Raw genomic sequence first — 26,034 nt, 5'->3', positions numbered from 1 at the left:
CGCGACGAAAAGGGCGTTCCCAGGCCGTTGGGAACGCCGATCGTCTTTATCTGCAGCGTTATACCTTACTTCACGCTGTAAGGTGCAGATCGAAGAAACTCCGAAGCTTCTCGAATGGTATCAGATCGACCCTGTCATATAGATCGACATGGCCCGCACCGGCGATCCAGACGAGTTCCTTCGGTTCCGATGCTCGGTCATATGCGTTCTGGCTGAACTCCTTCGAATGCGCCTGGTCACCTGAAACGAACAGCATTGGCCGAGGCGAGATCGTCTCGATGTCATTGAACGGGTAGAAATTCATAAATTTGACACTGCTGGTGAGCGTCGGCTTCGTCGTGGTCTGCCGGGTCGCGCCCTCAGGTGTGAACTCGCCGCGAGACGTGCGGTAAAAGTCGTAAAACTCGCGTTGGACGGGATCAGTGTCACCAGTCAACTCGAGAACAGTGCCCCCGATATACTGGGTATCACCGCCGTCGAATTCCGACCAGCGTTGCTCGGCCGCCGTCGCAATGAATTGCTTGCGCTGCTCGACGGTCTGCGATTTGTTAAGAGCATCGCGGAAGGCCGCACCCATATCGTACATGCTGACGGTGGCGATCGCCTTGATCCGGGGATCAATCTTGGCGGCGCTGATAATGAAGCTGCCGCTGCCGCAAATACCGATGCCTCCGATCCGCTGTCGATCAACGTAGTCCAGGCTACCCAGGAAATCGACGCCCGCGCTGAAGGCTTCCGCATAGATCTCCGGAGAAACGAGATTGCGGGATTGGCCTGCACTTGAACCCCAAAACGGCAAGTCGATCGACATGGCGACGAAGCCCTGTTCGGCCATTTTGGTGGCGTAAAGGTTGGCGCTCTGCTCCTTCACCGCGCCCATGGGGTGGCCGACGATGATCGCCGGATGCTTGGCGGCACGGTCGAGATCATTCGGGAGGTAGAGGTTGCCCGCGATGTTCATCTGATACTGGGTTCTGTAAGTGACCTTCTGAAAGGCCACCTTGTCGCTGGTGTAGAAGTTGTTTGCGCTGTTTGCCATGTCCTGTGCCTTTGCAAACTGGGTGTCGAAAAGTGACACCGCGCCGAGGGTCGTGATGCCGGCCGCTGTCAGTTTCAGCATCTGACGGCGGTCGATACCCCGATCGAACGCGGGGATGTTGGGTTCACGCTCTTCAGTCATCCGTGGTCTCCGTGGCAATGGACGCGTAGGGTCAGGGGGATCGGTCCTCGCGGGCGTCCAGTCTCCGCGCGGTCGAAACTTCGGTGCTTGTCAGGTTTTCAGATGCGTTTAATGTGCACCGGGTATTCGCCGCGGACGCGGAGGGCTTCATATCCGCCGTCGAAACGGCCGAGCCGGATCAGTCCGTCCCATCTGTAGTCGTCGTAGAAGAGCGCCAGATTACCCCAGGGCTTGAAATAACAGAGGTCACCCGGCCGCTCGTTGCCGAATGGCCCGCTTCCGTCCTCGATCAGCTTGCGTGGCAGGCGTACGATCTTCTCGCTGCTGCCGTAATCCTCGATCTTGAGGCTTAGTGGCAGCATGGAGGCAAGATCCCGCGCTGACGGGCTATCGTAGAGTGCTGCGATCAGGACAAGGTCGTTGAAGGTCAGCCTGATCCTGACATCGGTCGGCTTCTCCCAGTTGGGATCGCGTCCCTGCTGAGCTCGCCCCATTCCTGGTAAAATCATCGAGGTACCCATCCCTGCGAGGAGCGTTCGGCGGCGGATTGTCGTGGACGTCATCGCGGCTCCCTCCATGGTGAACGCCAGGCAAGGATGGCGAGCAGCGACGATCCAGTCAGAGCGGCGGCCGCAAATAGAAAGGTAGCCTGCCAGCCCACCTCATCGAACAGGACGCCACCGAACGATGCGCCGAAGGTAATGGCCAGTTGGATCGTCGCCACCTGAAGTCCGCCCCCGGCCTCGGCATCGTCAGGCATCATCCTGCTCAGCCATGTCCCCCAGCCAACGGGTGCCGCCGTGCCGAACAGCCCCCATCCGACGAGGAGAATCGCCGTCGCAGCGGTCGAGGTGCCAAACGCGATCAGTCCGAGCGCAATCATCGCCATCACGACGGGGATAATGCCAAGGACGCTGAACAGGTGCGTCCGCAACAGGCCAGTGATCAGATAGGTTCCCGCCACGCCCGCCAAGCCCATCAGCAGAAGCAGAAGCGAGAGTGTCGAAACCGAGACCGACGTGACCGTTTCCAGGAACGGACGGAGATAGGTAAAAAGCGCGAACTGCCCGGCAAACAGCAGCATGATGGACATCATACCGAACGCGATCGGACGGCGGACGAGCAAGGTGAGGACGTGCGGCGACCGCTCTCTCTTTCGTGGCGGCAGGGAGGGCAGACTGACCCACTGCCAGACAAACGACAGGAGTGCGAGCGGGACGACTGCGAAGAACGCGCCGCGCCAGCCGATATAGCTGCCAAGCATGCTTCCAAGCGGCGCAGAGATAGTGGCAGCGATGGCATTCCCGGCGTTCAACATCGCCAGCCCTTTTGGGACGGATTCGTCGGGAACAAGGCGCATGACAATGGCGGTGGACATCGACCAGAAGCCGCCGATTGCAACGCCCAACAGGGCGCGTCCAGCCATCAGCACAAGATAATTTGGCGCAACGGTGACGATGGTTCCGGATACCACCAGTATCAGGGAGAACGACGTCAGAACGAGACGCCGATCGATACTGCGGGTGAGGTTCGACACGAAGAGGCTTGTCAGGACAGCAAAGATGCCGGAGATCGAAATCGCCTGCCCCATACGCCCCTCGGTCACACCGAGATCGGTTGCGATCGGCGACAGGAGGCTGACCGGCATGAACTCCGATGCGATCAGCGCCGCCACGCAGAGGGTCATCGCCATGACCGCGCCCCATGCAGCCGGAACGGCTTGGGAACGAGAGAGAATACCGGACTGGGTGAAAGCTTGCTGTGTCATGCTCCACAGATAAGCCGAACCGACTTCTATGATTAGCCACTGCAATTTGTTTGAACTTATCTATTTTTGACATTAATCTAGGATCACACGAGGCACGGCTCATGAAACGGGAAGATCTGAACGACATGCTGTGGTTTCTGGCCGTAGCCGAGGAGCGCAGTTTTACGAAGGCGGCGGCGAAGCTCGGCACGTCGCAATCGACGATCAGCCATACGATTAAGAAGCTCGAAGCGCGCATGGGCCTGCGGCTCTTAACCCGAACCACCCGCAGTGTCTCACCGACGGAAGCGGGAGAGCGGCTGATCCGTTCGCTCGCTCCTCGGATCACAGAACTCGAGTCCGAGATCGACGAACTGATGGAGATCAGGGACAAGCCGTCGGGAACCGTGAGGATCACCCTGTCGGACCATGCGCTGGAAAGCGTCGTCTGGCCGAAAGTGCGAGCGGTTCTGAAAGACTATCCGGACATCAGGCTAGAGCTGATTACAGACAACGGCTTTCGCAACATCGTAGAGGACCGGTTCGATGCGGGCGTTCGACTTGGCGAGAGCATCGACAAAGACATGATCGCCGTCAGGATCGGTCCCGACTGGCGCCTGGTAGCGGTCGCGTCTCCTGACTATCTCGCCAGCCGTCCAGCGCCGCAGACACCACAGGACCTCGTCAGCCATGACTGTATCAATCATCGCCAATCGCGATCAGGCGGCCTTTATGTCTGGGAATTCGCCAAGGGCAAGAGGGAACTTCGCGTCCGTGTCGACGGACAGCTCACCTTCAACACCAGCTACGCGATGATCGATGCTGCGGTGAGCGGGTACGGGATCGCGTATGTGCCGGAAGACATCGCTGCAAGGGAAATCGCATCCGGGCATCTGGTGCGGGTCCTCGACGACTGGTCGCCGGCCTTCCCCGGATATTACCTCTATTATCCCAGCCGCAAGCAGAATTCACCCGCTTTCAAGGTCGTGGTCGAAGCCTTGCGACAAACGTAGGCTTCAATTTATCAGCGACTCCCGTCCCGCGCCGGCTGCCTTTAGGTCCACTGTTGCATGTAAGAAATTCTTGCCAGAGCCTCGTCGTTTCGCTCTGTCCGGGAGCTCATTCACGCATGAAATTGCCCTTCTGACATGACATGCCCTTCACCGTTGACGTCGCGGGAGAAGTCAGTGATGGCCGCAACTTGATCCCGGAACGATTGCTGGTATTGGCGGCGTCTGCACATACGGGAGGTACGCCAATTCATACAGTGAACCTGGTTGACGAAAGCCGACCAGGTTCAAACTTGCAACGCAGTTAAAATCGAACGCTTACGGCGAAAGCTCTTCCAGAACACGGCCTTTGGTCTCGATCGCGAAGAGCGCGGTGATCAGTGCACCAATGAGCAGAATGACTGCGAACGTCGCGAACACGTACTGAATGCCCATTGACGACATCACGAAGCCAACGAGAATGGGGCCAGCCGAGGACCCGAGACGAAGCCACGCACTACCCGTACCGGTTCCGATGGCGCGCAGGCGGGTCGGGTAGATTTCGGCAGAGTAGAGATAGAGCGAGAAGGTAACGGTCTGGACAATCGCGTAGGCAAGACCGGCCAGCACCAGAACCTGCATAGGTGACGTTGCACCCAGCCAGGCAAGCAGAAGGAGCGGCAGCGGCGCGATGAGAAGTGCGCCAGTGTACCAGCGCTTGCGGCCGACCTTGTCGATCAACAGCGCGCAGATGACTGCAGCGATGACGCCGCCGACCGATGTGATGAAGCCATAAAGGATGCTCGTCTCAAGCGGCAGGTTGAACGTTTGACGATACAGAGTAGGAAGCCAGGTGATCGTACCGTTGGCGACCATGTATGCGCAAAACCACATGGCCCAGATCGACAGCGTCCGTTTCAAGTAGATGCCCTGGAAGAGTTCCCGCCAGTCGGACTGACGCTGAGCCGGTGCTGCGACGATCCTCGGCTCGGGCAGTTCCTTACCGGAGGAACGGGCGCTGTTTTCCATCTGAGTGACGATGCGATCAGCTTCTTCGTAGCGGCCGTTTGCAACCAGCCAACGTGGGGATTCCTTCAGGAGCCAGCGGAGCGGGATCATGAGAATTGCGGGAACGAGGCCAACGACGAACATTGCCTTCCAACCATAGGTCGGAACCATGAAGTAGCCGATCAAGCCGGCCCCGACGAGGCCGAGCAGGAACATAACCTCATAGAGAAGAAAGAACTTCCCACGCCCCTTCGAACCGATAATCTCGTTGATATAGGCGCTGGCGACCGGGACCTCGCCGCCCGTCCCGATACCCTGGACGAAGCGGAAGGCCATCATCATTCCGGCGCCCGCGGCAAACAGGCAGGCGACATCCATGCTCACGAAAAGAAGGATGGTGAACAGCAGAACCTTCAGCCGCCCGATCTTTTCAGCCAGCCAGCCAAACAGGATCGCGCCGATCAATTGCCCCAAATAGCCCATCGACAGGATCATGCCCGTCTGCGAGGGACTAAGGCCCCATTCCCGGACAAGAACAGGCATCGCATAGGCGATGGCAATGACGGTATAGCCGTCGAAGAACGTCGCAGCTCCGACGATGTTGCGCGCCCAGAACACTTCGCGGGTGATGGGAAGCCGTTCCAGGCGGGCGCTGATCTCGGCCTGGGGATCCACCCCGCGCGCTTGCGCAGCCGGGATTGGGTTTTGGATATTCATTGATCTTTTCCTCCCTTTGCCCTGGCGCTCGTCTCTCCCAGCCAGGGACGCAAATTCTACGTTTTGGAATAATCGTTTCCGGGGCCCAAGGATGTCCGCCTGGACGTCGAGGTCGCTCATACAAGGAGTTTTTCTCAGCCGATCTCTATGATCAGTTCGTAGCTGAATCCAAAACGGCTGCATATGCGGATCGTTTCCGGATTTCTACGGCGTCTCCTCCCGTCGATAACGAAAGCCCCCCGCGACAGGCACGGGGGGACGTCGCAGGTCATTCCGCAGCGAGCAACTGCTCTACACGGCCGATGCCGGCGGCATCGAAGGCCGCGAAAATCTCGGCTTCAGCCTTTTCGCCGAGATTCTTGAGCGGCTCGCGGATCGTTGCGTGATCCAGAAGGCCGCGATGGACAAGGCCAAGCTTGAGAGCAACGGTTCCTTCCATATGCGAGCCACGATGATAGACAGCGCGGGTCACCGGCAAGAGGCGTTCGAAGACGGCGCGGGCCGCTGGATAATCCTGCGCTTTGCCGGCCTTAATCAGGTCGATCAGCAATTCCGGTGCGATGTTGCCGTAGCCGACGAGCAGACCATCAACATCGAACATGGTCGGCAGCAGCCATTCGTCATGGCAACTCAGCACCTGAAGGTTCGGATTGGCCTTTTTCAGTTCGGGGATCTCGACGTACCAGCGCTTCATGTTCCGAACGCCGTTCTTGGTGGCGACAACGCCGTCCTGGGTAGCGATCGCAAGCTGGGTATCGAGATCGTAGGAAGCCTTCGTCGCATCCGGATACTGGAACAGAATGCACTGCAGGCCGGATTCTTCCCAGATCGCCTTGTAGCGATCCTGCGGCGCACCTTTTTGAAAGCCAAACCGCAGCCAGCCGTGATTGGGATAAACCAGCGCGCCGGTGGCACCGGCGGCCTTGCACTTCTTGGCTTCGGCAGCAGCAACCCTGGTGCCCTCGCCGGTGATGCCGGCAATGATGGGAACCGCCCCGTCCACGGCCTCCACATAGGTGCGGATGAGAGCGAGACGCTCTTCTTCTGTCAGGAATGTGCCTTCGCCGGCATGGCCGAGGATGACCAGGCTTTTCACGCCCTCCATCGACACAAGCCACTTGGCGATACGGGCGTTTGCCTTGTGGTCAACTTCGCCGTCGCGGGTGAAAGCGGTAACGGGCGCCGGGCTCAGGCCGCGCAGATCCATCGGTATCATCAGATCTCCTCCATGGGATCGTTAATGGGAACGTTCCCATAATCGATCTCAAAAAGTCTGGTGTCAACGATTTTTTTAGGGCATCTTGAGGCAAGCGGTGGCCAGTCGCCGTCATTTTGATGGAAAATTGCAATGAATTCAGAGGTAAAAGATCCTGTTCGACAGCCCCGTGTGAATTTGCACGCCGTGGCCGCCGCCGCAGGTGTGTCCAAATCCACGGTATCTCGTATATTGGACGAAAGGTTGCCCCGTTCCGAGAGCGAGACAGCCACGCGTGTGCGGAAGATTGCCGAAGAACTCGGATATGTCCGAGACCTGTCGGCTGCGAGTCTGCGTCGCGGCAACACCATGACTGTAGGCGTCATTGTGCCCAGGCTGACAGACACGGTAATGGCAATGCTGTATGAATCGCTGGCAAAGGCATGCAGCCGATCGGGCCGCTTTGCGATTGTCGCAACGACCGATGACAAGCCAAAAGCTGACCGGCTCGCAGCGGAATCCTTGTTAAAACGGGGGGTCGATGGGCTCATTCTGTCAACGGCCCGCGAAGACGATGACTTCCCGGACGAACTGGTTCGAAGAGGAGTGCCCTATGTCCTGGCGCTGCGAACAGATGGACACAGCCTGTCCTCGGTCGGTGACGATAAACTCGGCGGTTATCTGGCAACGCGGCACCTGCTCGATCTCGGGCACCGAAGGATCGGCGTCATTGCCGGCCCAGCCTATGCATCCAGTTCGCGTGGCCGTGTGGAAGGCTACAAGCAGGCACTGGGCGAAGCGGGCATTCAGCTCGATCCAACCTATATCGTTCCCTCGACATTCGGCATCGAGTCCGGATCGGAGGCCGCATTGATGCTCATGCAACTCGGGCGGCGGCCGACGGCCATATTCGCCGTGAACGACAACACGGCCATTGGCGCGCTGTCGGGTCTCGCCAAGCTCGGCCTGTCGGTGCCGGGCGACGTTTCTCTCGTCGGATACAACGATATTCCAGTCGTCAGCCATCTGCCGACGCCGCTGACGACCCTCAGGGTTCCCTTCGATCAGATCGCCTCGGCCGCCCTGGAACTGCTCTCGGGAGAAAGCATCGCCACAGAGGAGCGGATTCGGATTACGGCACCCACGCTCATTCCGAGAAAATCGACGGCTCCTCCTTTTGAGGCTTGAGAAGGGATTCGAACTTCTGCCCCGGGAATTCGCCGGTTCGATCAATTCATGCACCCATAATGGGCGCCGCCGCTTCCATGAAGACAATCGCTGGCGACTGGGTCCGACATGAACCGGGAGAACAGCCCCGCAAGAGTTTCTTGCGCAAATCGCCGTTTTCTCCATCCCGTGGCCTACACCACTCGGCACATTGCAGGACCGTTAGGGGGAAGACGGCAAGCCATCCCCTGGCTGGTCGCCGGCGACAGCGTGATTTTTCGACAGTTCGTCGACTGTGATGGAGGCAGCCGGGCGGCGGGCGGGCGGGCGCGGTCAGCCTTCGTTCGATGGGACGGAGAACCCCATTGTTTTCCACGTTGAAGGAACTCAAATAGACGTTGCCCCAACACAAACGGTGGAAAATCCTATCGCGCCGATTCTGGCGTACCGACCAGTCTCGCGGCTGCGGCATTCGCCGTGCGAAGCGCTGCCTCCATAGGCCTTCCGTATGCGATCTCGGCAGCCAGAACGCCGATAAACTCGTCACCGGCACCGTGGGTACTTTCGACTTTCACTTTTACTGCTTCAATGAGAATCTCGATCCCGTTACGATCAGCGTAGGCGACACCCGCTCCGCCGGCCGTTACAACAACCTCCGGATAGACGCGCGCCAGCAGTTTTGCCGCCTCGAGCGCTCCGTCAAGCGTCTCAACGACTGAAACACCGGCCAGCATCTCGGCTTCGATCGCGTTGACGACGATGATATCGACATATTTTTGAAGGTCGTCTGAGACCGAACGAGCGGGCGCTGCGTTTATGAGAACACGGCCGCCGGCTCGTTTTACGGCCCTCGCCGCGGCAACGTTGGCAGCATCGGGAACTTCACTTTGAAGAACCAAAACAGTCGTTCTGCTCAGCAGGTTCTGCGCCGCTGCAACATCATCGCTACCAAGCGTCAAATTGCTCCCAGAAACGATGACTGCGCCATAATCGCCTTCGGCATCAAAGATCGCAACACTCATGCCCGTGGGTTGCAAGGCGTCGCGGCGCACGAATTGTTCGTCCACATTCTGACGCTTGAGGCTAGCAAGGAGAAACCTTCCGAAATCGTCGTCGGCGACCGCCCCTATCATCGACGTCGCAATCCCCGTACGTGCCGAGGATACAGCCTGGTTACCCCCCTTGCCACCGCTTTTCGGGTGCCAGGATGTCCCAGTCACTGTTTCACCCTTGCGCGGCCGGGCCGGTCCCATCACGGCGATGTCGTAGTGGAGGCTGCCAAACACGGTAACGAGAGGTGCAGGTGTCATGGAAGTCGGTCTTTTCTTTTTGACGTCACGGCAGACATGGTCCGCTCGAGATTGCGCTCTGCCGCTTTATAGTCGCGCTGGGCAACGGCAACGAACACGGCGTCCAGGATGTTGAGTTGCGCGATGCGCGCGGCGGCGTTCTCCCCCATCAGAGGAGAGCCCTGCGCGGTGGAACAAAGCACCACGTCGGCCGCTTGCGCCAACGCGGACGAATTGTAGTTGGTGATGGCGATTGTGCGAGCGCCGTTTCGCCGGGCGAGTTGGATCGCCTCGATGACGGCGGTGGTATTGCCCGAATGGGAAAAGCCGATCGCAATGTCTCCGTCGACCAACAGCGACGCCGACATCAGCATCATGTGCAAGTCATCGAAGACGCTGGCGCGCACGCCGATCCGCAGAAATTTGTGCGACACATCCCGTGCAATCTGCGCGGAGCCGCCCACACCATAGAAATCGCGCTGTTTGGCACGATGGATCAGATCTGCCGCCCTGTCGAACGCCTCCATGTCGAGGATCGACAATGTTTCTTCCAGGGCATTGATCGAGGTGCGAAAGACCTTTTGCACGATCTCCTGCGACGTGTCGTCGACCGAGAGTTCCTGATGCATTTCGGCCGTGGGTTGGCGGTTATACTGGCTGACCGCCGCACGGAAATCCCGATATCCGGCAAACCCGAGTTTCTTGGTGATCTTCACCACCATGGCTTCCGAAACACCGGCATCGTCGGCAATCTGTTTCAGCGACGTGTCGTCGCTGAAGTCGCGCAACGCAAAGACCGTATCGACCACCTTTGCTTCAAGCGGCGTCAGCAAGGGCATCATCATGCGGATGCGAGGGCCGACAGCCTTCGTGTCGAAGTTTTCGGTATTCATTCTCGTCCCCTCGTGGCGCGATCGATCATCATCGCGACGAGGATTATAAGACCGGTTGCCAGCAGTTGATAGAAGGCCTGGACGTTCATCAACGTCAGACCGTTGCGCATCGTGCCGAGAATGATGGCGCCGAGGATCGTTCCCAGAATGCTGCCCTTGCCGCCCATCAGCGAGGCCCCACCGATGGCCGCGGCAGCAATCGCATCAAGCTCCCAGAGATTGCCGAGGATCGGTTCGGCGGCGCCCAGGCGCCCGATCAGGATGAGGGAAGCAAGCGCTGCAAGTCCGCCGGAGATCACGTAAGCCGTGATCTTGGTCCGGGCGATCGGGACGCCGGCGACATAGGCCGCTTCCTCGTTACCGCCGACGGCCAGGAGATACTCGCCGATCGGGGTTTTCTTGAGCAAGACCCAGGCAGCCAGTGCGACGACCGCCACGATCAGAACAGGTGTCGGGATACCCAACAGGTTTCCATTGAAGAGCGATCGAAAACCCGCCGGAATACCGAGAACAGGATTGCCGCCGGTATAGATCAACGCGAGCGCGCGGTACGTGCTCAACGTTCCGAGTGTCACGATGAAGGGCTGCAGACCGACATAGGCGACCAGGACTCCGTTTATGAAACCGCAAGCCATGCCAATCCCGAGGCCCGCCAGGATCGCGAGCGGAACCGGAGTTCCGGAAAGAAGCAGGGTCGCCGTGATGACCGCCGATATCGCAGCGGTCGGCCCAACAGACAGATCGATACCGCCCGATATGATCACCAATGTCATGCCAAGCGCCAAACAGGCGTTGATACTGGATTGCTGCAGGATATTGACGAGATTGCGTTCCGACAGGAAGCTTGGGACCAATGTTGCAAATACCGCCATGATGATGACGAGGCCGATCAGCGTGCCAGCGTCTCTCAAAGAAAACGAGATGCGGCCGAATGCGGGCGAAAGTTTCGTGTCGGCGGCAGCCGGTGAGTTGCTCATAACGTGTTCCTTTATGTCGTCCACGCCTAGGCGGCCGGGGCTGGCGTGCGGCCGGTATTTGCACCGGGAATGGCATGCGCCACGATGGCGCTTTCGGTAAGGTCGGCGCGTGCGATTTCTGCGGCAATCTGCCCGTCCCGCATGACAAGGACCCGATCGGAAAGCCGGATGACTTCCGGCAGTTCGGAAGAGACCACCACGATGGAATGCCCATCGGCGGCCAGCGCCTCGATCAGGTGGTAGATTTCCGCCTTGGCGCCGACATCGATGCCGCGGGTCGGCTCGTCGAACAGGAGAATCTGCGATTTGCTTGCCAGCCAGCGGGCGATAATCGCTTTCTGTTGATTGCCGCCGCTGAAAAGCCGGATCGGTCTGTCCAACTGGAAAGGCCTGAGATTGACCCGGCGCAGCAGGTCCTGAGCCGTGTTGCGCAACTTGCCACCCTGAAGGATGCCGCCTTTGGAGAAGCTTTCGAGCGAGGCGAGTGCCATGTTGATGGTGACCGAGCGGACAGGAATGATCCCCTCCCGCTTGCGCTCTTCCGGAACGAGGCCGATGCCGGCGGAAATGGCATCACGGGGATTGCGCAAGCTCACGGTTTTGCCGTCTATGACGATTGTGCCGGCCGTCAGTCTGTCAGCTCCTGCCAGAAGGCGCAGCAATTCCGTCCGGCCGGATCCGACGAGCCCGGCAATACCGAGGACTTCGCCCTTGTGCAGCGTAAACGAGACATCGCGGATCTTCGTCGCCGACGAAAGGCCTCTGGCTTCGAGCTTGACCGTATCGGTGACGAAGGAATTGTGTTCCTCCTGCATGAGTTCGCGGCCTACCATCATCGCGATCACGTCCTTTTCCGACGCCGCCTTGAGATCGACCATGCCGACGAGTTTGCCGTCGCGCATGACGCTGGCGCGCTGGCAGATACGGAACACTTCGTCCATCTTGTGCGACACGTAGATGATCGAGACGCCGCTTGCCGACAGGCTGGATATCACCTCCGCCAGACGATCGAACTCGCTCGGCGTCAGGCTCGACGTCGGCTCGTCCATGGCGATGACTTTCGCCTTGTCGAGCAGCGCGCGGCCGATCTCGACGATCTGGCGTTGCGCCACCTTCAGAGAGGATATCGGAGCGGAGGGATCGATCGTCTTGTCGATCATCGAAAGCGCTTGCGCCGCGCGTCTCTCCTGCTCGCGACGGGAGACGAAGAGACCACCCATACGGGTCAGCGAATGACCGAGAAACATGTTCTGGGCGACGCTCAAATGCGGCACCTGCTGCAATTCCTGATGGATCATGGCGATACCGGCCTCGCGGGCATCCATGGGCTTTTTGAAGGCCACGGCCTCGCCATCCACGAAAACGGAACCCGACGTCGGGCGAAACACGCCGGAGAGGATCCGCAGCAGCGTGGATTTTCCGGCACCGTTTTCGCCGAGAAGTCCATGGATCTCGCCGGGCGCGACGCTAAACGACACATCGGTCAGTGCGTTCACGCCCGGAAAGCTCTTGGAAATCGTCTCGAATCTCAGTCGCGGCACCATCGTTCCACCTCTTGAAGAGCTTGCAGGGATGCCGGCATTACGACCGGCACCCCCTTTGGCGTTCGTTACTTGGCAGCTTTGGCGTCTTCCATCAGCACTGCGCGGACATCGACGCCCTCGCCCTGATAGCGGCCGAGATTGTCGGCGGTAATCAGAGCCTGCGGGGTGGCGACCACACGCGGCAGCTTCTGGCCGGCAACGAGCCGAAGGGCTGTTTCCAGCGCCACTTCACCGGTCAGAACCGGGAAGCTGTCGACCGTGCCGGTCAGCTCGCCGGCCTTGATCGATGTATAGGCGTCGGAAATGCCGTCCGTACCGAATACGGCAACCTTGCCGGCAAGACCGGCAGCCTTGACCGCTTCGACGATGCCGAGCGCCATGCCGTCATTGTTGGCGTAGAAACCGACGAGGTCCGGATGCTGGTTAAGGATGTTGGTGGCCGCATCGTAGGACGTCTGGCGATCCCAGTTGCCGGGAACGCTGGCAACGACTTCGAACTTGCCGCCTTCGCTGATGGTCGATTTGAAACCGTCCGTGCGCTGCACCGCGGCATAGACGCCTGCCTGGCCTTCAACGATCGCCACCTTACCGCCTTCAGGACGGTTCTCGATGAACCATTTGGCAACGCGGACGCCATTGTCACGTTGAACATTGCCGACATAATGCTCGGCCTGCGGAATCACAGCATCGTTGACATTGACGACCGGAATATTGGCGGCCTTGGCCTGCTCGATCACCGGCTGAAGATTAGCGTCCGTCTGCGGCGAGACGAGCAGGACGTTGTACCCTTGCGTGATCATACCTTCGGCGATCGTCAGCTGGCCAAGCTGGTCGCCCTCGCTCTGGGCGGCCTGGTAGGCGACGGGAACGCCGATCTTCTTGCCGAAGGATTCATAGCCTTCGCCCAGCGACCGCCAGTATTCGTTGGTCAGCGTCTTGGAGACGGCGCCGGCCTTCGTTCCCTCGGGCAGCTTGGGGAAAGCGCCGAGCTTGGCTTCCAGTTCCGACCAGTCCATGCGGTCCTTTTCGGTGTCGGAATTGAGGGGGCTGAGTTCCTGCGCGAAGGCTGCGCCAAACAGGAAGCTGGCGGCGACGCCGGCAGCAAGGGTCGTTTTCAAAAAGGTCTTCATCGGTTCCTCCCGGATGGTTTCAACAGGCCCGCCTTCGGCGGACCTCGGTTCAAGGGTCTTCAGATTTCAGAATTTCAACGTTCGGGCAGTTCAGCCGAGCATCAGCTCCTGGATGACGGCCTGCGCGGAAACGGCATCCTGTCGGTCAATCGCGCCGGAAAGGCGATTGTCCTGCTCGAGACGGTCCACAACATCAAGCATCCGCTTCACGGTCTGGATATTCACCTCGCATTCGTGCACCGGATCAAGACCGGTCATGTCGGGGAACGTGTCGAAATAAATCGCGCCACCGTAGCCGTCCTTGCGGATCTGGCGCAGAAGCTCGATCGTCTGCTGGGTATGCACGGCGCCGACCATCAGGCCATCGTCGCGCTTGGCATATCCATCATTGAGGTGGACGCCGAGAACGCGGCTGTAGCGGGCAATCAGCGCCGCCGCGAAGGCCGGCTGCTCGTCGGCGTAGAGCACGTGGGCGAAATCCAGCGTGACGCCGAGATTGGGCATGTCCACATCCTTGATGGCCAAAAGCGTTGTGGCTGCATCGGGCATCAGGCTGTAGGAGCGCGGCTCGTTCGGCTTGTATTCGATACTGATCTGGCAGTCCGGATCATGGGCGCAAACTTCACGAATTCCGTCTATCTCGTGTTGCCACAGCGTATCATAGTCGGCCTGAAAGGCATAATCGAAACCGTCCTGGCCGAGCCAGAGCGTCATCAGGTTGCTGCCGGCGGCGCGCGTCGCATCGATGCCCTTCTTCGTCAAGTCGATAGCCTCACGGCGAACCGCCGGATCGGGATTGGTGAAGGCACCAATCTTGAAGGCCGGATTGGTATAATAGCGCATGGCAAAACCATTGATCGACAGACCGAGATCGCCGATCTGCCGAGCCAAAACAGCCGGATCGTCGGCGACATGGTCGGGATAGTTGAGATCGAGATCGGTCAGGCCATCGACCTTGGCAGCACGCGTCGCCATTTGCAGCATCGTCGGCTTGCCGGAAAAATCCGGCCATTCGGCCTTTGGCTTGGAGGCGAAAGAATTGAGGCGGGTGGCGAATTTCAGGTGGGTCACGGCTTTGGCTCACTTCGGTCGTTATGCACATTACTTCACAAAATAATTTATAATTGTAAAGTTATAAATGTTGTGCAACGCACCAATTCGTCATGCAATCGCGTCGAGAGATGTATCTCCCCCCTCATCTGACCGATCGCGAACATGCAGAAACCGGCGGCCGGAATCCGGCAGCCATGGCTGGGAAGGCCTCCAAAAGACCATGGACGTTCCGGTCGCCAGCACGGGCAGGATGGCGGCATCAGCGCGCCGTTACGGTCTCGATCTGGGCAAGCCTGGGCATTGCAGGGGCCGTTCCGCCGCAAGCGCACCGTCATGCTATCTTCGGTGGTCAGGGGACATGCGTGAAGCTGCTAGACGAGCTCATCGGCCAGGGCATCGCCGCGTGGGCGGCTTTCCGCCCATCGTTCGCGTAAAGACAGCATCTTCGCGTTTGCGGTGGATATCACTGAGAAGCTCGGCAGTTTCGGGAGGTCGCGACCGAGGCCCGCGAGGAAGCATCCCGCACCTCTGAAGTTGCTTCAACCCCGGCGCTCGATGCTCAATGCCGGCTCACAGGCCAAACCCGGCTAGACCGATCCCCGCGGTCACGGTACCCGCTACAATCGCCATGGGAAAACCTGACCCGGATCGGATATCGCCCGACCCGCTAAGGGCCCTGCGGTGTTATCAGGATTGGAGGATCCGGCATTGATCCAAGAACCGCCACCATTGTATCGGCCAGACATGGACGACCGCGCGAAAGCTTCGCTGTGGCACCTCCAGCTCATCGCAACCAATGCCCTGCGACACTAACCTGGCGTCAATCGCGTTTGAGAACGCCGAATGATTTCGTCCTGAAAAAGCCTCTTCGTGTCCTTGAACCGTGCGTGCCCGAGACTGCGCGAAAAACGGATGACGCTGTGTTCGGAAACACCACAGATCTGTGCAATCATCGCCGCGCTCTCGAACGCGAAGAGTTCCGGGCGTTCGAACGCCAGTCTGGCGATCTTGACGACGCCTTCAGGCAAAACCAACTGCCTCGCGGCTATCCGGGACTTGATTTCGAGAACACTCGAAGGCGAAGGGGCGGGATCGCAGTTCGAACCGGACATCACGCCCCTCCTCCTACCCTAGAAGCCCGAGAGGCTGACAGTTCGATTTTCAGAAACGGATTTGATGCACGCCAGTGCGATGGCCAACGCTGCGCGGGCGTCTTCTCCGGTTGGCCCCACGAGAGCGGCACCCCGCACGGCATTCACGAACGAAGCAAGCTGGGCAGTGTATCCATGGACGAAGTGGTCGGTGTCGCGCCTCCAGGTATCGTTCGATACGCCATTCTTGTCGAACAGCGTCATGCTGGAACGGCGCACATCGCCCATGGTGATCATACCGTCGGACCCAAAAACCTCGCCGCGAATGTCGTAGCCATAGGAGGCGGAGAAATTGGCTTCGGCGACAGCGATCGAGCCGTTGTCGAAACGAATGGTGACTACCGCGGTGTCATGGAAACCTTTGTCCTTAAAATCCGGGCGGATCAGCGCATCGGCAATCGCAGTGACTTCGACGGGCCTGGCGCCAGGATTGAGCCAAAGCAGCGTGTCGAAGTCATGGATCAGGGTTTCGTAGAATATCGTCCAGAGTGGGGTCTTTTCCGGACTGCCGCCATAGGGACCGGGATCGCGCGTCAGCGATCGCAGCAGCTGCGGTGTGCCGACTTTGCCCTCGTCTATCGCCGCGCGGCCCTCGGCAAAGGACTGATCCCATCGGCGATTGAAGCCGATCTGGAGCGGCACCTTGGCACTCTTCGTCGCCGCGATGACGCGATTGGCATCTTCAAGCGTCAGTGCCATCGGCTTTTCGCAGAACACGGCCTTTCCGGCCTCTGCCGCCTGAACGGCGATGCTGGAATGGAATCGCGCCGGCGTGGCGATAATGACGGCTTCCACGTCAGGATCGGCCAAAACTGCTGCGACATCCGTGAATGATTTGGGCGCATCGAGCTTGCTGGCAAGTGCTTCGGCCGCGCCCGACGCGGGATCGGCGATTGCAACAAGATTTGCATCGACCAGACGGCGTGCGACCGATTCCGCGTGGAAGGAACCGATGCGGCCTGCTCCGATAAGAGCGATATTGACGGGGCGGATAGAGGACATGCGTGAACTCCAAAAATTCCTGGGTTGAATGCTGGTTAAAGAGTGAAAGCCTGCCTGAAGCGGCTGAGAGCCAACTCGTCATCGCCGGAGGGCCATGCTTCCATGCCGATAACGCCACGATAGCCCATGGCATCCAGGGCACGCGCAATGGCCGGATAGTTGATCTCGCCGGTACCCGGTTCCTTGCGTCCGGGAACGTCAGCCACCTGGATTTCGCCGATATGGGGAAGCGCCAGCCGGCAGAGTTCGATCAGGTTCCCCTCGCCGATCTGGGCATGGTAGAGGTCGAGATTGAGCTTGAGCGAGGGCCGGTTGATCGATGAGACCAGTGCGATCGTGTCGGCGGCTCTGGCGAAGGGTGTCTTCGGGTGATCGACCGCCTCGTTGAGGTTTTCGAGCACGAAGGTCACACCTTCCCTCTCGCCGAGGTCGGCGATCCGGTTGAGCGTATCACGGGCCTTGAGCCACATCGCGCCGGTGACGACCTCGGTCTTGACGACCGGCAGGCCTTGGCCATCGAGACCCGTGCCGTGAAGATTGAGCCTCGGGCAGTTCAATTCCCTGGCGATCGGGATCGATTGTTTCGCCGTCCGGATCAATTCGTCGGCGCCCGCGTCATCGGCGAGCGTGCCGGTGACGTAGCCGGTCATGGATGAGAACGTCGCTCCAGACTTGGCGAGTGCCGGAATGTCGTGCTTGGTCCAGTCCCAGATCTCGGCGACAAAGCCGAGTTCGGTGATCCGCTTGAGACGGTCGAGGACGGGGAGCGACCGGAACACCATTTCCGCGCAAACGGCCAAGGTGAAGGGTCCCGTGGTTTCAGGGTTTGTCGTCATCATCTCATTCCTGGTTCAAAAAGTCAGATCGTGCCGCCAAGTTCGTTGGACAGCGTCTGCAATTCCTTGCCGCCGGCCATCAGGTTTTGCAGTTCGTCGATATTGATCTCGCCTTTGGCAAAAGTGCCGAGCGTCTTGCCGCGGTTAAGGATGGTGAAACGGCTGCCGACGGCATAGGCGTGGCGAACATTGTGGGTGATGAAGATGACGCCGAGGCCCTTCTGCTGCACCTGGTGAATGTATTTGAGAACCATCGATGTCTGGGCGACACCCAAAGCTGAGGTCGGTTCGTCGAGGATCAGCACCTTGGCGCCGAAATAGACGGCGCGCGCAATCGCCACACATTGCCGCTCGCCACCCGAAAGTGTGCCAACCGCCTGATTTGGGTCGCGGATGTCGATGCCGATTTTCTGCATTTCCTCACGCGTCACCGCATTGCAGTGCTTGAAATCAACATAGCGGAAGGGCCGAATACCCCGGCGAGGCTCACGCCCCATGAAGAAATTCCGTGTCACCGACATTAGCGGAATCATCGCCAGATCCTGATAGACGGTCGCAATGCCGGCATCGAGCGCATCACGCGGACTGCTGAACGCCACCGGTTTGCCGTTGACGAGAAAATCCCCGCCGCTCGGGCGCACCACGCCCGACAGCGTCTTGATCAGCGTTGACTTTCCGGCACCGTTGTCGCCCAGCAGGCAGAGAACTTCTCCACTCGACACCTGCATCGAAACGCCTGAAAGCGCGATGACGGAACCGTAATGCTTGACGATATTCTTGACTTCGATGACGGGTGTCGTGGTTTCTACCTTGTTGTCAGCCATGGTCAGCGCTCCCCTGTCACCTTGCGGCGGATGAAATTGTTGAAGAGGACGGCCAGCAGCAGCATCGAGCCGAGGAACACCTGGAACCAGTCGGAGTCGAACTGCGTATAGGTCAGGCCGATCGAGACCAGGCCGAAGATGATGGCGCCGAAGAATGCACCGATCGCCGAGCCATAGCCGCCGGTCAGCAGGCTTCCACCGATCACGGCCGCGATGATCGCCTCGAACTCCTTCTGGAAGCCGCGGCGCGCATCGGTCGAGCCGGCATCCAGCACGGTGATGATGGCGACCAGCGCTGCGGCGCATGCTGTCAGAGCAAACAGGCCTGTCTTCACACGATCGACCGGCACGCCGGAGTTTCTCGCCGCATTGGGATCGCCGCCAACTGCGAAGATCCAGTTGCCGGTGCGTGTGCGCAACAACACCCAGGTGGCAACCACGGCGATGCCGATGAACCACAGAACGGAAACCGGTACACCCGTGACCTTTGGCACGCCATTGTCGAATTTCTCGATGAGGTCGTGCTGGGCAAGCCAGTTGAACAGCGGTTGAAAAGCGACGCCGGAAAAAGCCCCCTTCAGAGGTCCATCACCAACAACCTCTTCTATGCCGCGCAACTGGGTCGATCCACCCGTCGCCCATTTCAGACCGACCAGAGTCAAGCCCCGCAGGATGAACAGGAAGGCCAGCGTGACGATGAACGACGGCAGCCGTGTCCTGATGACGATCTGTCCATTCACCGCGCCCATGGCGGCGGCGAGCAGCATCGTGATGATGATGGAAATCCAGAGCGGTTGGCCGAAATTGGTCAAGGCGGCACCGAAGATCAGACCGGAAAAGGCGACCATCGAACCGATGGAGAGGTCGAACTCGCCGCCGATCATCAGCAGCGAAGCGGCAATGGCGAGGATCCCCAGCTGAGACGCCGGCGCCATGATGGTCATTACGCCGGACAGCGAAAACATCGAACGGTCCGCAGTCAAAAAGAAAAAGGCTACGACCAGAACGAGCCCGGCGACAGCGCCGAGTTCGGGGCGGCGCATCATATGGGTAAGAAAGCCCACTTGTTTTATTCGTTCGTCGGCCTTTGCCGTAACGACGGTATTTTGTTCGATCGGGGTCATGGTTCCTCCCAAGGGATACAATTTGCGCGCGGCGCTCAGACTATTTTGACCTTGCGCACGGCCTGTCGAATGCTCTCCCCGGAGGCCGGGGAGAGGCGATCGAAATCATGCCTAGCGGCTGTCCGGGATCAGCGAATGCCCTTGGCCGACAGATCGACCACCTGGGCCGCCTTGTCCTTGGTGATCAGGTTGGGGCCGGAGGGCACATTGCCGCCGGGGATCAGACCATATTTGGCATCGTTTGCCAGGAAGACCACGGGCAGATAGCCCTGCAGGAACTGCTGCTGGTCGATGGCAAAAGCGGCCTCACCAGCGGCTACCGCCTTGAGAAAGCCAGCAGACAGGTCGAAGGTGGCGACATTCACCTTGCCCACCAGGCCGGCATCCTTGACAGCGTCGAGCGCGGGTTCGCCCGCAGTGCTCGCCCCAAGTGCCATCACGGTATCGATCGCGGTATTCGAGCTGAGCGCCGCCTTGACCTTGGCACGAACATCCGCCGGATCGTTGGAGACCGGAAGCACCTTCACCTCGCCACCGAAGCCGTCCGCGAAGCCTTTGCATCTGAGATCGAGCGAGACATTGCCAACCTCCTGGTTGATGCAGATGCCGGTCTTGCCGCCCATCTCCTTCAGCTTCTCACCAGCCGCTTTGCCAGCGCCGTATTCATCTTGACCGACATGCAAAAGAGCACCGAGTTCTTTTGATACATCCGAACCGGAATTAATGGAGATCACCGGGATACCGGCTGCGACCGCCTTCTTGATCGACGGCCCGAGGGCGGAAGAATCCGGGATAGAGACGATCAGCCCATCCGGCTTCTGATTGACTGCAGCATCGATGAGCTGGCTCATGGCGACCATGTCGAACGTCTCCGGGGCACGATAATCGACCTGGACGCCGGCATCCTTGGCACCGGCCGTTACCCCGTTCTTGACCACGGACCAGAAGGGGTCGTTGGCCTGGCCATGGGTGACGGCAATGATCTTGATGTCCTTGGCCACGGCGACCTGCGCCCCAGCCGTCAGGCAGCCGAACACAGCGACGCTCATCGCGAGCGCCTTGAATAGCGATTTCATTTTGATTCCTCCACAATGGGCGCGGCTTCGCGGCGCCCTTCTCCACGTGCGGCACACTCCCATGTGCCATCTCTCCCGTTCGCCACCGAAAACCATATTTGCTACCGGTAGCAAGCGTGGATATTGATAGTGCAACGCCAATAAATGTCAATCGTATCATTTCATTTTCTGTGTGACTGGAATAAATATTCCGAACATCGACCGGGAGAGCAGCAGTGGCAAAAAGGCCGACTTCGCAGAACGTCGCCGATATGGCAGGGGTCTCCAAATGGACGGTGATCCGTGCGTTCACGCCCGGGGCTTCGATCACGGAGGAAAGCCGCGCCAAGGTAATGGCGGCGGCTGGACAGCTGAATTACCGGCCGAACCTCCTCGCTCGAAGCCTTGCCACCAACCTGACCCATCAGGTAGCAATCCTCGTCGATGATTTCGAGAACCCGCACAAGCTCCCGGTTCTCGAGAGACTGACTTTGGAACTACAGGCCGAAGGGCTTGTGCCGATGCTGGTCAATATCAACGAACGATTCGGCCATGTGCATGCGCTCCTCAATGCCGGACAGCGCCAGGTTGATGCCGTTATCCTCTTCGGTACGGCCTTCAGAAATGAAACCTTGCAGGATGCCAGGCTCGAGGGCGCTGCGCCCATGTTCGTCCTGGCCAGAGACAGCCAGATTCCAGGCGTTCCCGCGATTTCATGCGATGCTACCATCGCGATCGAGGAACTGTGCGCCCATCTGCGCGAGCAGGGTTACAGACGACCGGGCTTTATGGCCGGGCCACAGACGCTGTCAACCGCGCTCGGGCGCCGCCGATCGTTCAAGACCTTTTGGGTTCGCCACGGCGTCGAGCACGTTCCGGAACTTCCGGCCAAGAGCTACAGCATGACGTCCGGCGCTGAAGCGGTGCGACACTATCTGCAGGAAACCTCCGCCGGGGACCGGATCGACGTTCTGATGTGCGAGAACGATGCCTTGGCATTGGGAGCGCTTGACGTTTTACGAAGCGAATTCGGGCTACGCGTGCCGCAGGATATCGCTGTGGCAGGCTTTGACAACATCATGTTCGCAGACGCTCCGGCTTATGATCTGACAACCTATGAGCAGCCAATCGAGGACATGGTCAAAACCACGATCGACATGATTTTGGGCAGGCGCGAACGACAGACGGTCCAATTGCGTGGCAGGCTGGTCGTCAGGGGATCAACGAAACGGACATAAGACACATTGCGGGCGCCTCATGAGCCAGCAAGCGGCCCCGCCGGTGCACAAATATTCATAGCGCTCTGGTCTGCCCCATCGGGTAATCCGGGTTCAATGCAGTGCATGCTCGGCCTTGCCGCCACCGCCGGAGTGAAGCCGGACCGTTTTGGCAAAGCCACGGGAACTCCGGCTTTCACCGGCCCTCTCTCTGGCTGTCGGGTCGCGGTGAAAACCCGATGCCAGTGTGATTGGAATGAAAAATGGAATTCAGGTACGACCGCCCTGCAGCCTGAATCGATCGAGCGCAACGGCCACGATGATGACGAGCCCTTTGATTATGTATTGCCAGATGTCCGAGACGCCCACGAGGATAAGACCGTTTGAAAGCACGGCGATGATAAGCGCACCGATCAGCGTGCCCCAGATCGAACCAACGCCACCGACGAAACTCGTTCCGCCGAGAATGACGGCCGCAATCGCGTCGAGTTCATAGGCTTGTCCCAGCTGCGAACCGTTCGCGGCGTAAAGGCGCGCGGCGGACATGACGCCGCCCAATCCTGCGAGCAGCCCCGAGGTCGCGTACACGAAGAGAAGGACGACCGGCACCTTGATCCCGGTCAGCCTGGCGGCTTCGGCGTTGCCGCCGATCGCATATATCCAGGTTCCCAACACAGTGCGCTTCAGGACGAACCAGGAGACCGCGATGGTCAGCAGCGCGATGACCGCCAACCACGGAATGCCGAGCAGGGTCCCGTTGCCGATAAAGGCGAATGGAAGTTCTGCGTTGAACACCGTTGTGTCGCCACCGAGAAGTCGCGCGATACCACGAATTGCCGTCAGCGAGCCCAGGGTGACGATAAAGGGAGGCAGCCGGAGCGTGGAGATAACCACCCCGTTGGCGAGGCCGCAGAGAAGACCGACAGCAAGTGCCGCAGGGATTGCAAGCATTCCGATATCTGGGAACAATGACATGATAACGGCGACCATGGCAGCCACTGCAAGGATCGAGCCGACGGACAGATCAATACCGCCCGTCAGGATCACGAATGTCATTCCCGCGGCCAAGACGGTATTGATCGAGGCCTGCTGCATGACGATAGACAAGTTGCTGACACTGATGAACCGCCCCGTCAGAAGGTGAAAGCCCAGCGACAAAAGCACCAGGACTGGCAGCATTCCGAGCGCGGTCATCGTCGCGCGAACACCGGCTCTCTTCCGATCCGCAGTTCCGCTCATTGACATGGTCATTGTCTCCTCCGTTTTCTGCGTCTGTGTTATGCGGCCTTCGTGGTCCCGGTAGAGATGGCCATGATATTTTCCTGAGATATTTCCCCCGCAGCGCCAGAACCGGCCTCGCCCGCGATACGGCCTTCCCGCATCACGAGAACGCGGTCGCTGATGCCGATAATCTCAGGGAGATCGCTCGAGATGACGATGACCGCGATACCGCTGGCAGCCAGTTCGTCGATAATCCGGTAGATTTCGGACTTGGCACCGACGTCGACGCCACGCGTCGGCTCGTCAAGGATGACGAGCCTCGGCTTTCCGGCAAGGATGCGTGCGATCAATGCCTTTTGTTGATTGCCTCCCGACAAGGAGCCGACGTTCGCTGAAATCGATTTCGTACGGATCGAAAGTTGTCCGACAGCATCGTCAGCGCGTTTCTTCGAGCCCGCGAAATTCAAAACCCCTCCCCGAAACGCGTCTTGTGCGACGACCGCGATGTTGATGTTCTGTTCGATGGTCATGTCGAGGAAAAGACCGAGGCCCTTTCGGTCTTCCGTCAGATAGGCGATGCCGGCATTGAGCGCCTCACGGGGGGACTTGATGCTCACCGTGGCTCCGTCGATTTCGACGACGCCGGAGACTTTCGCTTCAGCGCCGTAGATCATACGGGCGAGCTCGGTTCTTCCCGATCCTACAAGGCCTGCCACTCCCAGCACCTCGCCTGCAAACACATCAAACGAGCAGTCATGCACTTTCACGCCGTCGCCCATATTCCGGACGCTCATCAACATGTCACCTCGGCGCGAACCACCGTGGGCCTTTTTGTAGAAGGAAGCCAGGTCGCGCCCGACCATCATCGAAATCAGGCTATCGGCCGACAGCGCGCTCCTGGTCAGCGTCCCGACGAAATTGCCATCCCGAAGGACGGATACACGGTCTGCCAACCGGTAAATTTCCTCCATCCGGTGGCTGATATAGATCACCGCGATCCCCTGCTGCTTCAGAGCCCCGATAACGTCAAAAAGCCTGTCGGTTTCCCGGGACGTGAGGGACGTGGTCGGTTCGTCCATAACAATGATACGAGCATCCACAGCAAGGGCTCGGGCGATCTCCACCATTTGTCGTTCGCCAAGTGACAGCGATGAAACCTGGTCCGTCGGAGCAAAAGCTGCACCGAGCTGCTGCAGGATCGGCTTCGCACGCTCGAGGATCGCCTGCCGGTCCGTCATCCCGAATCGCCGGGGCTCCATCCCGAGGAATATGTTCTGGGCAACGGTCAGGTTGGGAGCCAGCGACAGCTCCTGGTAAATGACGGCTATTCCTGTTGATCTCGATGCGATCGGATCGCCCATTGCCATCGGCTTTCCAGCGAGAAGGATTTCCCCTCCCGCGTCGGGAGAATATGCCCCCGACAGGATTTTCATCAGCGTCGATTTGCCCGCGCCGTTTTCACCCATCAGGGCATGCGTTTCCCCTGCGAACAGCGCCAGCGAAACGTTATTCAGAGCGCGCGTCCCGCCGAAGGTCTTGCTGATCCCACGCATTTCCAGAAGCGGACGTGTGTCTTTGCTTTCCTCGGTCATGGCGTTGGCCTCCTCTTGCTCCTGCGCCCCCGAAAGGGCGGCGACATTGCCGCCGCCCTGCCGATTGTCAACGCTGTGCGTCCCAGCCGACGTATTCGTTGACGTTGTCCTTGGTGACCAGGGTGGTATCCAGGAGGGTCACTTCGTTCTCCGGCTGCTTGCCGTTCAACAAATCGACAGCGAGTTCAGCCGCCTTCTTCGCCATCCCGTAGGGATCCTGCGAAGAAGAGGAAACGATCAGGCTGTTACCGCTCTTCAGCGACGCAACAATATCCGGAGAGCCATCGACACCCGCGATGATCATTTCGGATCGATTGAGCTGCTTTGCCGCGAGATCGGCACCGATCGCCGTCGGATCGTTCGCACCGAAGACGGCATCGATCTTCTCAAAACGGGTAAGCAGGGCCTGCATCACCGCAAGCCCGCCTTCACGTGAAGCCTTGCCATCCTGGTTGTCGGACAGGATTTTGATGTCCGGATATTTTTCAAAGGCCTGCTTGCAGCCCTTCACACGGTCCATGATCGACGAGATTGGCGGTCCGTTGATGATCACGACGTCACCCTTGCCTTTCAGCCGTTCCGCAAGGTCTGTGCACGCAAGTTCGCCAGCCTGGACATTGTTCGTCATGACCGTGAGGTTGGAGCCGGCGGCCGATACGTCCATCGCTGCCACAATAGCCCCGGCAGCCTTTGCCTTCTCGACGAATGGCTTCACGGCAACTGCGTCGACCGCGTTGATCATGACGATCTGCGATCCACCCGCGATGAAGCTTTCGATCTGGGATGCCTGCTTGTTCAAGTCATAGTCCGCACCAACAACGGTGATTTTGGCGTCCGGGCTCTTTGCCTGCAGCCCATCTTCGGCGCCCTTGATCAGCGGAACGAAGAATGGATTGCCAAGTGTGCCCACAGTAATTCCAGCTGTTGTGAGCTTATCTTCGGCAGACGAAATCGCAGGAATGGCGAAGACCGCCACAGCCGCGAGCAATACTAACTTTCTCATGTTTTCTCCTCCTGTTTTGAGCCGATCAGTCGTACAGTCCACCTCTCTGCTCGTATATCCGCACACGGCAGACGATAGGCTTATGCTTCGTGCCCGAGGCGAGCGTTTCTCCCGGAAGGC

General features: G+C 59.2%; 23 protein-coding genes. 3 read left to right on the top strand and 20 right to left on the bottom strand.

Annotated features, from left to right (window positions below; all coding sequences use genetic code 11):
* Positions 1-70: 70 nt before the first annotated feature.
* The 3 genes from ADU59_RS09450 to ADU59_RS09440 all read right to left on the bottom strand — a co-directional run bounded on the left by ADU59_RS09450 (position 71) and on the right by ADU59_RS09440 (position 2,948).
* Positions 71-1,180, bottom strand: coding sequence for an alpha/beta hydrolase (locus ADU59_RS09450; RefSeq protein WP_139093164.1), 1,110 nt, complete (start codon positions 1,178-1,180; stop codon positions 71-73).
* 98 nt (positions 1,181-1,278) lie between these two features.
* A complete protein-coding gene (locus tag ADU59_RS09445) occupies positions 1,279-1,689 on the bottom strand; it encodes a cyclophilin-like fold protein (protein ID WP_244506384.1) in 411 nt (136 codons plus the stop codon).
* A 50-nt stretch (positions 1,690-1,739) separates the two neighbouring features.
* Positions 1,740-2,948, bottom strand: coding sequence for an MFS transporter (locus ADU59_RS09440; RefSeq protein WP_068953856.1), 1,209 nt, complete (start codon positions 2,946-2,948; stop codon positions 1,740-1,742).
* A 101-nt stretch (positions 2,949-3,049) separates the two neighbouring features.
* Here ADU59_RS09440 and ADU59_RS09435 point away from each other — a divergent pair, with 101 nt between their 5' ends.
* The gene (locus ADU59_RS09435) at positions 3,050-3,940 is read left to right on the top strand and encodes a LysR family transcriptional regulator (RefSeq protein WP_068953855.1); all 891 of its coding nucleotides are present in this window, start codon (positions 3,050-3,052) and stop codon (positions 3,938-3,940) included.
* Between the two features lie 315 nt (positions 3,941-4,255).
* On the opposite strand, the gene ADU59_RS09430 is transcribed toward ADU59_RS09435, so the two are convergent.
* Positions 4,256-5,641, bottom strand: a complete 1,386-nt coding sequence (locus ADU59_RS09430) for an MFS transporter (protein ID WP_068953854.1) — start codon at positions 5,639-5,641, stop codon at positions 4,256-4,258.
* Positions 5,642-5,909: 268 nt separating this feature from the next.
* The gene (locus ADU59_RS09425) at positions 5,910-6,857 is read right to left on the bottom strand and encodes a dihydrodipicolinate synthase family protein (RefSeq protein ID WP_068953853.1); all 948 of its coding nucleotides are present in this window, start codon (positions 6,855-6,857) and stop codon (positions 5,910-5,912) included.
* Positions 6,858-6,989: 132 nt separating this feature from the next.
* Between ADU59_RS09425 and ADU59_RS09420 the strand changes: the two genes are divergently transcribed.
* Positions 6,990-8,024 (top strand): LacI family DNA-binding transcriptional regulator, encoded by a 1,035-nt coding sequence (locus ADU59_RS09420; RefSeq protein WP_068953852.1) that lies wholly within the window; start codon positions 6,990-6,992, stop codon positions 8,022-8,024.
* Positions 8,025-8,428: 404 nt separating this feature from the next.
* Here the strand turns inward: ADU59_RS09420 and ADU59_RS09415 are convergent, their stop codons facing one another.
* The 12 genes from ADU59_RS09415 to ADU59_RS09360 form a co-directional block, all read right to left on the bottom strand.
* Positions 8,429-9,313: a PfkB family carbohydrate kinase gene (locus ADU59_RS09415; RefSeq protein WP_068953851.1), complete on the bottom strand. Its 885-nt coding sequence runs from the start codon at positions 9,311-9,313 to the stop codon at positions 8,429-8,431.
* Positions 9,310-10,185: a MurR/RpiR family transcriptional regulator gene (locus ADU59_RS09410; protein ID WP_037168216.1), complete on the bottom strand. Its 876-nt coding sequence runs from the start codon at positions 10,183-10,185 to the stop codon at positions 9,310-9,312. The genes ADU59_RS09415 and ADU59_RS09410 overlap by 4 nt, the downstream gene beginning before the upstream one ends.
* On the bottom strand, positions 10,182-11,162 hold the full coding sequence (locus tag ADU59_RS09405; RefSeq protein ID WP_068953850.1) for an ABC transporter permease: 981 nt from the start codon (positions 11,160-11,162) through the stop codon (positions 10,182-10,184). Before ADU59_RS09405 ends, ADU59_RS09410 begins: the two co-directional genes overlap by 4 nt.
* A 26-nt stretch (positions 11,163-11,188) precedes the next feature.
* Entirely contained in the window at positions 11,189-12,706 is a 1,518-nt protein-coding gene (locus tag ADU59_RS09400) for a sugar ABC transporter ATP-binding protein (RefSeq protein WP_068953849.1), read from the bottom strand.
* A gap of 65 nt (positions 12,707-12,771) precedes the next feature.
* Positions 12,772-13,836 (bottom strand): sugar ABC transporter substrate-binding protein, encoded by a 1,065-nt coding sequence (locus ADU59_RS09395; protein ID WP_068953848.1) that lies wholly within the window; start codon positions 13,834-13,836, stop codon positions 12,772-12,774.
* A gap of 90 nt (positions 13,837-13,926) precedes the next feature.
* Positions 13,927-14,898, bottom strand: a complete 972-nt coding sequence (locus ADU59_RS09390) for a sugar phosphate isomerase/epimerase family protein (protein WP_068954119.1) — start codon at positions 14,896-14,898, stop codon at positions 13,927-13,929.
* An 800-nt stretch (positions 14,899-15,698) separates the two neighbouring features.
* Positions 15,699-16,001: a MurR/RpiR family transcriptional regulator gene (locus tag ADU59_RS09385; RefSeq protein WP_068953847.1), complete on the bottom strand. Its 303-nt coding sequence runs from the start codon at positions 15,999-16,001 to the stop codon at positions 15,699-15,701.
* A gap of 18 nt (positions 16,002-16,019) precedes the next feature.
* Positions 16,020-17,042: a Gfo/Idh/MocA family oxidoreductase gene (locus tag ADU59_RS09380; RefSeq protein WP_068953846.1), complete on the bottom strand. Its 1,023-nt coding sequence runs from the start codon at positions 17,040-17,042 to the stop codon at positions 16,020-16,022.
* A gap of 35 nt (positions 17,043-17,077) precedes the next feature.
* The gene (locus tag ADU59_RS09375) at positions 17,078-17,878 is read right to left on the bottom strand and encodes a TIM barrel protein (RefSeq protein ID WP_068954118.1); all 801 of its coding nucleotides are present in this window, start codon (positions 17,876-17,878) and stop codon (positions 17,078-17,080) included.
* Positions 17,879-17,901: 23 nt separating this feature from the next.
* Positions 17,902-18,702, bottom strand: a complete 801-nt coding sequence (locus ADU59_RS09370) for an ATP-binding cassette domain-containing protein (protein ID WP_068953845.1) — start codon at positions 18,700-18,702, stop codon at positions 17,902-17,904.
* A 2-nt stretch (positions 18,703-18,704) separates the two neighbouring features.
* Positions 18,705-19,826: an ABC transporter permease gene (locus tag ADU59_RS09365; protein WP_068953844.1), complete on the bottom strand. Its 1,122-nt coding sequence runs from the start codon at positions 19,824-19,826 to the stop codon at positions 18,705-18,707.
* 128 nt (positions 19,827-19,954) lie between these two features.
* The gene (locus ADU59_RS09360; RefSeq protein ID WP_068953843.1) at positions 19,955-20,902 is read right to left on the bottom strand and encodes a sugar ABC transporter substrate-binding protein; all 948 of its coding nucleotides are present in this window, start codon (positions 20,900-20,902) and stop codon (positions 19,955-19,957) included.
* 215 nt (positions 20,903-21,117) lie between these two features.
* On the opposite strand from ADU59_RS09360, the gene ADU59_RS09355 reads away from it, so the two are divergent.
* On the top strand, positions 21,118-22,119 hold the full coding sequence (locus ADU59_RS09355; RefSeq protein ID WP_068953842.1) for a LacI family DNA-binding transcriptional regulator: 1,002 nt from the start codon (positions 21,118-21,120) through the stop codon (positions 22,117-22,119).
* A 249-nt stretch (positions 22,120-22,368) separates the two neighbouring features.
* Here ADU59_RS09355 and ADU59_RS09350 read toward each other — a convergent pair whose 3' ends face one another.
* The 3 genes from ADU59_RS09350 to ADU59_RS09340 form a co-directional block, all read right to left on the bottom strand.
* On the bottom strand, positions 22,369-23,343 hold the full coding sequence (locus tag ADU59_RS09350; RefSeq protein WP_068954117.1) for an ABC transporter permease subunit: 975 nt from the start codon (positions 23,341-23,343) through the stop codon (positions 22,369-22,371).
* A gap of 32 nt (positions 23,344-23,375) precedes the next feature.
* Positions 23,376-24,911 carry a sugar ABC transporter ATP-binding protein gene (locus ADU59_RS09345; protein WP_068953841.1) on the bottom strand — a complete coding sequence of 512 codons (1,536 nt, stop codon included), beginning with the start codon at positions 24,909-24,911 and terminating at the stop codon, positions 23,376-23,378.
* A 67-nt stretch (positions 24,912-24,978) separates the two neighbouring features.
* Positions 24,979-25,914: an ABC transporter substrate-binding protein gene (locus tag ADU59_RS09340; protein WP_068953840.1), complete on the bottom strand. Its 936-nt coding sequence runs from the start codon at positions 25,912-25,914 to the stop codon at positions 24,979-24,981.
* Positions 25,915-26,034: the final 120 nt, after the last annotated feature.

The organism is Pararhizobium polonicum, from assembly GCF_001687365.1.
GTDB classification, from domain to species: Bacteria; Pseudomonadota; Alphaproteobacteria; order Rhizobiales; family Rhizobiaceae; genus Pararhizobium; species Pararhizobium polonicum.
This window is presented reverse-complemented; position numbering and strand designations above follow the sequence as displayed.

Bases quoted from the DNA above. Each gene is read 5' to 3' on its own strand.
- ADU59_RS09350 (WP_068954117.1), bottom strand. From the start codon at position 23,343: ATGTCAATGAGCGGAACTGCGGATCGGAAGAGAGCCGGTGTTCGCGCG.
- ADU59_RS09380 (WP_068953846.1), bottom strand. From the start codon at position 17,042: ATGTCCTCTATCCGCCCCGTCAATATCGCTCTTATCGGAGCAGGCCGC.
- ADU59_RS09435 (WP_068953855.1), top strand. From the start codon at position 3,050: ATGAAACGGGAAGATCTGAACGACATGCTGTGGTTTCTGGCCGTAGCC.
- ADU59_RS09345 (WP_068953841.1), bottom strand. From the start codon at position 24,911: ATGACCGAGGAAAGCAAAGACACACGTCCGCTTCTGGAAATGCGTGGG.
- ADU59_RS09425 (WP_068953853.1), bottom strand. From the start codon at position 6,857: ATGATACCGATGGATCTGCGCGGCCTGAGCCCGGCGCCCGTTACCGCT.
- ADU59_RS09360 (WP_068953843.1), bottom strand. From the start codon at position 20,902: ATGAAATCGCTATTCAAGGCGCTCGCGATGAGCGTCGCTGTGTTCGGC.
- ADU59_RS09430 (WP_068953854.1), bottom strand. From the start codon at position 5,641: ATGAATATCCAAAACCCAATCCCGGCTGCGCAAGCGCGCGGGGTGGAT.
- ADU59_RS09365 (WP_068953844.1), bottom strand. From the start codon at position 19,826: ATGACCCCGATCGAACAAAATACCGTCGTTACGGCAAAGGCCGACGAA.
- ADU59_RS09450 (WP_139093164.1), bottom strand. From the start codon at position 1,180: ATGACTGAAGAGCGTGAACCCAACATCCCCGCGTTCGATCGGGGTATC.
- ADU59_RS09415 (WP_068953851.1), bottom strand. From the start codon at position 9,313: ATGACACCTGCACCTCTCGTTACCGTGTTTGGCAGCCTCCACTACGAC.
- ADU59_RS09410 (WP_037168216.1), bottom strand. From the start codon at position 10,185: ATGAATACCGAAAACTTCGACACGAAGGCTGTCGGCCCTCGCATCCGC.
- ADU59_RS09420 (WP_068953852.1), top strand. From the start codon at position 6,990: ATGAATTCAGAGGTAAAAGATCCTGTTCGACAGCCCCGTGTGAATTTG.
- ADU59_RS09375 (WP_068954118.1), bottom strand. From the start codon at position 17,878: ATGACGACAAACCCTGAAACCACGGGACCCTTCACCTTGGCCGTTTGC.
- ADU59_RS09440 (WP_068953856.1), bottom strand. From the start codon at position 2,948: ATGACACAGCAAGCTTTCACCCAGTCCGGTATTCTCTCTCGTTCCCAA.
- ADU59_RS09405 (WP_068953850.1), bottom strand. From the start codon at position 11,162: ATGAGCAACTCACCGGCTGCCGCCGACACGAAACTTTCGCCCGCATTC.
- ADU59_RS09370 (WP_068953845.1), bottom strand. From the start codon at position 18,702: ATGGCTGACAACAAGGTAGAAACCACGACACCCGTCATCGAAGTCAAG.
- ADU59_RS09385 (WP_068953847.1), bottom strand. From the start codon at position 16,001: ATGTCCGGTTCGAACTGCGATCCCGCCCCTTCGCCTTCGAGTGTTCTC.
- ADU59_RS09395 (WP_068953848.1), bottom strand. From the start codon at position 13,836: ATGAAGACCTTTTTGAAAACGACCCTTGCTGCCGGCGTCGCCGCCAGC.
- ADU59_RS09445 (WP_244506384.1), bottom strand. From the start codon at position 1,689: ATGATTTTACCAGGAATGGGGCGAGCTCAGCAGGGACGCGATCCCAAC.
- ADU59_RS09340 (WP_068953840.1), bottom strand. From the start codon at position 25,914: ATGAGAAAGTTAGTATTGCTCGCGGCTGTGGCGGTCTTCGCCATTCCT.
- ADU59_RS09400 (WP_068953849.1), bottom strand. From the start codon at position 12,706: ATGGTGCCGCGACTGAGATTCGAGACGATTTCCAAGAGCTTTCCGGGC.